The organism is Vibrio rubrogenes (assembly GCF_059641415.1).
This window is the reverse complement of record NZ_JCARSY010000043.1, coordinates 21,706-27,892: the sequence shown is the minus strand read 5'-3', so window position 1 is coordinate 27,892 and position 6,187 is coordinate 21,706. Positions and strand designations below refer to the sequence as shown.

Below are 6,187 nucleotides of genomic sequence, written 5' to 3'. Positions count from 1 at the left end.
GAAACAATAAAGCGGTCTATAAAAAGAATTTACTCAGAGAGTATGTGAAAAATATTCAGCAGTGTGAAAAGTTCTAATCGAATGGTGCTCGACAATGTTCAACCCAAGCACCATCTCAATTGACATCATTCCCTAGCCGCGCCAGACACAACCGTTCCACCAGCACTTTTAATTTCTCCACTTCGCTTTGTAAATAGGCCAGCTCTTCTGAGGTAATTTCATAATGCATTGAATAACGCGCATCGATATAGGCGCGTTGCAGACGGCGGAAACTGCGGCGGTGGAATTTATCGTCCATCGGGAAAATGTCAGCAAACGCAAGATCCTGACCGGCACAGTATTTTTTCAGCTTTTCAATATTATGTGTTTTCGGCAGATAGTTGGTCAGCACCAGTAAAGTACAGGCAAAAAAACGTTCTGTCGCTTGATGTAAAAGGAAAGCCGATTGCGCAAACTTTTGTTTATCCAAAGAGAATTGAAATAATTCAAGGAAATCAGAAGCGCTGGCAAACCAATGATCATAATGCTTTTGCGCAATTTGATGCATTTCTGCTTCACTCAAATTGCCCGGCTCGGCCAGCGCTTTTGGTGTCGCGACAAAGATTTCTATCCCTTCCTGACGGATATCCTTAAAAAAGTAGTGACCTTGCCGCAGCTGTTCATTGACTTCCTGCCAAGTGTGAACAATCAAACCTAACGGCACACTTTTCACTTTACGGTCGATCTGTTCTTCTGCCCGTCGCCAGATTAAATCTTCTTCCACCAGCGCGGGCTGATTCACAATCACCAAGATGTCATAGTCGCTGACATACCCATTCGGAATATCACTCACCCAACCGCCTTTGGCATGGCTGCCGAACAGAATGATTTTCAGGATCTTGAACTCAGACTTACTCCCCTGCTTGTTGGCGATAAAATCATCCAACGTATCGCGCAGAATGGTCGAAATCAGCCCCAGCTCGTACTGTTTTCGTTCAGGGAGGTGGTCGAGAGCAGTCTTCATATTGAATGATTTTAACCAGTTAGCCAAAACAATGCCCCTAGTGTGGCGAGGTGCCGGACAAATGTCTATGCCTTTGTCCGGGGTTCACCGGAGCAACGATTTAAATCTGCGAGTCAGGACAAAATATGGCCTTTCCTTCAAGAATATTACGTTTTATTGTGTCTCTGAAAGGTTATTAACAATGACGTTTGTTGCTTGACTAGTGCCCAATGGATTGTAACGAATAGCCTAAACAATCATTGATTAGAGGACTCACTTATGCCAAGAATAACGCAAGAATACAGATATCAGCATAAAGATGAGTTTTACTGAAAGAAATTTGCGTATCAAGTTTGTGATTTGGATGAGCACTAATATAACCATCGCCAAGCAACCGATATAACGTTAACTTTTTCAGGAGGAAATAATGAATCAATGGCTTCACTGGGCAAAGCAACTTCAGGCAATAGGCCAAGCCGGTCAAACGTATTCAAAAGATAAGTTTGACTTGGAGCGCTTCAATGATATTGCACATATCTCGCATGAAATGCTGGCTAATTTAAGTCATACACCCGTAGAAAAAGTAAAGCATCTGTTTATTCCTGAATCTGGTTATCCCACGCCAAAAGTTGATTTGCGCGCCGGGGTAATACGGGACAATAAGATACTACTTGTTCGCGAGCGAGAAGATAACAGTTGGTCACTTCCCGGAGGCTGGGCTGATACCTGTGAAACACCGTCACAAGGGATTGTCCGTGAAGTTCTGGAGGAGTCAGGTTACGTTGTGAGTTCACCGAGACTGGTTGCGATACGAGACCGGGATATCCATCCCTATAAGCCGAAATATCCATTCCATATCTACAAAATGTTTTTTCTCTGTGATTTTGAATCCGGTAGCCCTGCAATTAATATTGAGATTTCAGACATCGATTTTTTTGAACGCAGCAAGTTACCAAATCTTTCGGAAAGTCGTGTTTTACAAAGTGACATTGAACTCATGTTTGAACATTATCATCATCCCGGTCGTGAGATTTGCGTCGATTAAAGGGGCTGCTTTACCGTACAAGTTTAGAACGAACATAATGGCGGGCGGTACTCAACCTTCTTCCTAACCTTCATGCCTTGAAAGTTATTCTTCCGTCTAACCCAACTTCGCCTGAAATTTCCCCGGTGTTTCGCCAAAACGATGCCGGAATACCTCAATATAGGCACTGACATTGCCATAGCCGCTGCGCTCCGCGACGTCGCTGATTGTGCAACCGGCCAGCAGCCACTTGAGCGAGATGACCAGTTTCGACTGCTGACGCCATTGGCTAAACGTCAACCCGGTTTCTCGGATAAAAATACGGCTCAGAGTGCGCACACTCACGCCGCTGCGGGCGGCCAGTTGTGCTTGAGTTAAATCGGTGGAAGGACAGTTAAGCAACTCATCTGCGATACGCCGGGCCCGTCGGTCTGAAGGTAACGGCAATCCGACAGGCAACCGGTGCAACCTCATCAGTTCATAGCCGAATAACACCAGCCAATGCGAGAAATAATCCGGTGGATAATCAGCCGCCGTTAAACGCGTTGCCCGATCCATCAGAGCGCTCAAAAAAGAGTTGACCCCATACACGCCGGGTAATTGAGGGAATTCAACCGCATCCGCCTCATCAAAATGCAGAATGAACCCCTGCACCGCAGCTAATATAGTCGCCTTGTGTGAGCAGTGTTCGGGGATCCCCCCCACCGAACCGGGTGTGATCGGCCATTGGGCAGTGTTCGTTTCAATGATGATCATGCCGCGCTGTAACCAGTAAAGCTGGCCGGTTGGGTGCGCATGCCACGGCGTTTCGTGCCGTTGTCTGTGATTGAGGGGGGCGACATCCATCATGTTGATATCCATCCACATGGCCGATTAGCCATATAATATGGCAAAATACCGATAATCATACAACCGATGAATCCTGTATCTTGTTTTGACCCACCCACAAAAAGGTTAAAAACATGAATACTCGCCAACTAGTGCTACATGCATTAACAGACGTGATGACCCACCCCAAGCATGAAATACACATCATCAGAACCTATTTTGCTGAGCATTATCATCAGGTTGTGAATGGAGAACATTTGGATTTCAATCACTTCATCAATCATCTGGCATTACTCAAACAAGAAACAAAGCAGATCTCGCTCACGGTGCTCGCAGCGGCCTCTGAGGGTAATGCGGTTTTGACTCACCATCAGGTGACGGCAGAGAAAGCAGATGGTACATATGCGACATTTGAAGTGCTGGCACACTTTACCGTTGCTGACGGCCAGATCATTCGCTGCGAAGAATTAACCCGAATGCTCACCGGCTCACAGAGCGATCAGGACTTAGGCAGCAAACATTAAAACAAGACGAAGGCATTCTCACCAAACCACGAGAACCGCTAAAAATGGGAACCCCTTGAAATAGAGTGAAGAAAAATATAATCAAGGGCGCATTCAGCGCCCTTGATTTTGCCGATCTGAATCATCGGCCGGAATCCGTCTGATAGCGGCCCTTACCAGAAAAACACCGCGATCAGGGTTAGCACAATAATACAGGCGATATTTAAGTAGATACCGGCTCGCATCATCTCAGACTGCTGGATATGACCCGAGGCAAACACAATCGCGTTGGGCGGGGTTGCTACCGGTAACATAAATGCACAAGATGCAGCAACCGCGATTAATACCGAGAGCAAGACCGGTGAAACACCGAACGCTTCCGCAACGCTGGCAAACACCGGAATCAGCAACGCTGCACTGGCGGTATTACTGGCGAACTCGGTCAGGAACACCACAAATGTTGCGATGATAATTACGATCCATAGCAGTCCGAGGTTTGAGATCATACTGCTCAGTTCGTGAGCAATGAATACGCTGGTTCCGGTCTGCTTGAGGACATTACTGAGACAAATGCCGCCGCCGAACAGCAGCAACACGCCCCAGTCTGCTGTTTTTTCAATATCTTTCCAGTGTACGACGCGGGCGAAACTCACCAGAATGATCGCCCCGAGTGCAATGATGGTATCAAATGAATTGAATCCGCCCAGCATAGCGTTAATCGGTTTACTGAACACCCAGAAGAACACCACCAGTGCAAAAATACCGAGCGTTACGATCTTGCCTTTATCCCAGTCAACCGGTTCGTGGTTCAACTCAAAATGGCCGGACAGATCCGGTTTGAGTAGCAAATAGAGAACCACAATCATCACTGGCAGCATCACAATCGAAGTAGGCATACCAAACTTCATCCAGTCGGTAAATGTTAACCCCACTTCGGCGGCTGCAATCGCGTTCGGCGGGCTACCGACCACGGTGGCAATTCCGCCGATACTGGCGCTGTACGCAATGCCAAGTAACACGAAAACGTAAGTTTTATGGCCTTTGTCTGCATCGACTTTACTCAGAATACCCAGTACCAATGGCAGCATCATCGCGGTTGTTGCAGTATTACTAATCCACATCGAGATGACTGCAGTGACGATAAACAGCATGAAAATCGCAATACTCATTCTGCCTTTCGCCAGCAAGAGCACCTTGTCTGCAACCACTTTATCCAATCCCTGCCGGTGCATGGCTGCGGCTAACGCAAAGCCCCCCAGAAACAGATAAATAATCGGGTTGGAAAAATAACTCAGCGCGGTGGTGGTATCAAACACACCGAACAATACAGAGATCACCGGCACCAGAATGGCGGTCACCGTCACATGCAGTGCTTCGGTTAACCATAACACTGCAATGAAGGTGAGCATGCTGATCCCCAACACCACGTCAGGCTGAAACGGTAAGGTGAAATAAAGCAGTAAAAACAGCAGGATATCGGCACAGATGATGATACTATTACGGTTAAAAAACCATTCTCGGGTATTCGCGGGGAGAGGGACATTATCGTTTTTATTCATTAGACTTCCTTTTTATTTGGGCTATGTTGAACCTCAGCAACCCGGATGGAAAAGGTCAATGTGAGACGACCATCCATTGCAAGCGGTTGTGAGTCATTATTCAATGAAGTAGGCAATAAGCGACATAACAATTAATGACATAACCCATACCTTGGTTCTGTTACGCGAGTCAATAAAAGCAGTTATCCCAATAAAAATGATGGCAATTTTATTCATCGGCCGGCCATTCGGTGGTCATCATGCCAAGGTGCATCAATCATAGCTTTATCTACCAATCAGGAGCGTTATGGATTTACTACTACTACAACTGCAATTTTCCCTGTCGGTGACCGGCCCGATCTGTCTGATGCTTTTTCTGGGAATCTATTTCCGCCGTAGCCAGCTCATCGATGACCATTTTATTGAGGTTGCATCGCGTCTGGTATTTAAAGTCACGCTCCCGGCGCTACTGTTTCTGAGTATTGCCAACTCTTCACATGACATCACCGCAGGTGGCTCACTGGTGCTCTATGGGGTTGCTTCTAATTTCGCTTTTTTCCTGTTGATCACACTGGTGGTCAAATATTATTTCAAGCGCGCGGCAGATCAAGGGGTGATTATTCAAGGGGCTTTTCGCGGCAATACCGCGATTATCGGGCTGGCTTTAATTGCTAACGCATACGGGCCTGACGGCTTGGCACAAGCGGCCCTGTATGTGGCAGCCTTAACACTGCTGTTTAATGTACAGGCCGTGTTCACGCTCACGCCGAAGGGTAGCCCATCGGGGATGAAGGCACTGGTGATGGTGGTCAAAACACTGACCAAGAACCCGTTGATTATCGCCATTCTATTGGGGCTTGCTTTCTCTCAACTCAATCTGACCCTGCCGGATATCGCCGGCACAGCCGGACAATATTTTGCCAATATGACCCTGCCTTTAGCACTGATTTGTGGTGGTGGGTCGCTGGATATTCGTCAACTCAATCATGATAAGGCCCCGGCGTGGTCAGCAACTGCATTCAAACTCCTTGCCTGTCCGATTCTGATCACCTTCGGCGCATGGGTCTGTGGGTTCCGGGGCTCAGAACTGGGGATTATCTATTTATGCAGTTCCGCACCATCTGCTGCTGCCAGCTATGTGATGGCACGCGCCATGGGCGGCAACGCGACACTGGCCGCCAATATCATTGTGCTGACAACCTTGTTGTCGCTGTTAACCACCACACTCGGGGTCTTTGTGCTGTCATCACTGGCGCTGATTTAACGCCACGCGACAAACAAGACAAGCAAACAGGCAGTCTTACAAACTGCC

The 6,187-nt window shown here is 47.4% G+C and carries 6 protein-coding genes; 3 read left to right on the top strand and 3 right to left on the bottom strand.

Going from position 1 to position 6,187, the window contains the following annotated elements; genetic code table 11:
• Window positions 1-115: 115 nt before the first annotated feature.
• Entirely contained in the window at window positions 116-1,030 is a 915-nt protein-coding gene (locus tag AC55NX_RS18815) for a HEPN domain-containing protein (RefSeq protein WP_496997128.1), read from the bottom strand.
• A gap of 379 nt (window positions 1,031-1,409) precedes the next feature.
• On the opposite strand from AC55NX_RS18815, the gene AC55NX_RS18810 reads away from it, so the two are divergent.
• The gene (locus AC55NX_RS18810; RefSeq protein ID WP_496997127.1) at window positions 1,410-2,027 is read left to right on the top strand and encodes an NUDIX hydrolase; all 618 of its coding nucleotides are present in this window, start codon (window positions 1,410-1,412) and stop codon (window positions 2,025-2,027) included.
• A gap of 96 nt (window positions 2,028-2,123) precedes the next feature.
• Here AC55NX_RS18810 and AC55NX_RS18805 read toward each other — a convergent pair whose 3' ends face one another.
• On the bottom strand, window positions 2,124-2,855 hold the full coding sequence (locus tag AC55NX_RS18805; RefSeq protein ID WP_496997126.1) for an AraC family transcriptional regulator: 732 nt from the start codon (window positions 2,853-2,855) through the stop codon (window positions 2,124-2,126).
• Window positions 2,856-2,968: 113 nt separating this feature from the next.
• Here AC55NX_RS18805 and AC55NX_RS18800 point away from each other — a divergent pair, with 113 nt between their 5' ends.
• A complete protein-coding gene (locus tag AC55NX_RS18800; protein ID WP_496997125.1) occupies window positions 2,969-3,358 on the top strand; it encodes a nuclear transport factor 2 family protein in 390 nt (129 codons plus the stop codon).
• Window positions 3,359-3,510: 152 nt separating this feature from the next.
• On the opposite strand, the gene AC55NX_RS18795 is transcribed toward AC55NX_RS18800, so the two are convergent.
• Window positions 3,511-4,896 carry an SLC13 family permease gene (locus AC55NX_RS18795; RefSeq protein ID WP_496997124.1) on the bottom strand — a complete coding sequence of 462 codons (1,386 nt, stop codon included), beginning with the start codon at window positions 4,894-4,896 and terminating at the stop codon, window positions 3,511-3,513.
• A gap of 286 nt (window positions 4,897-5,182) precedes the next feature.
• On the opposite strand from AC55NX_RS18795, the gene AC55NX_RS18790 reads away from it, so the two are divergent.
• Window positions 5,183-6,139 carry an AEC family transporter gene (locus AC55NX_RS18790; RefSeq protein WP_496997123.1) on the top strand — a complete coding sequence of 319 codons (957 nt, stop codon included), beginning with the start codon at window positions 5,183-5,185 and terminating at the stop codon, window positions 6,137-6,139.
• Window positions 6,140-6,187 lie beyond the last annotated feature (48 nt).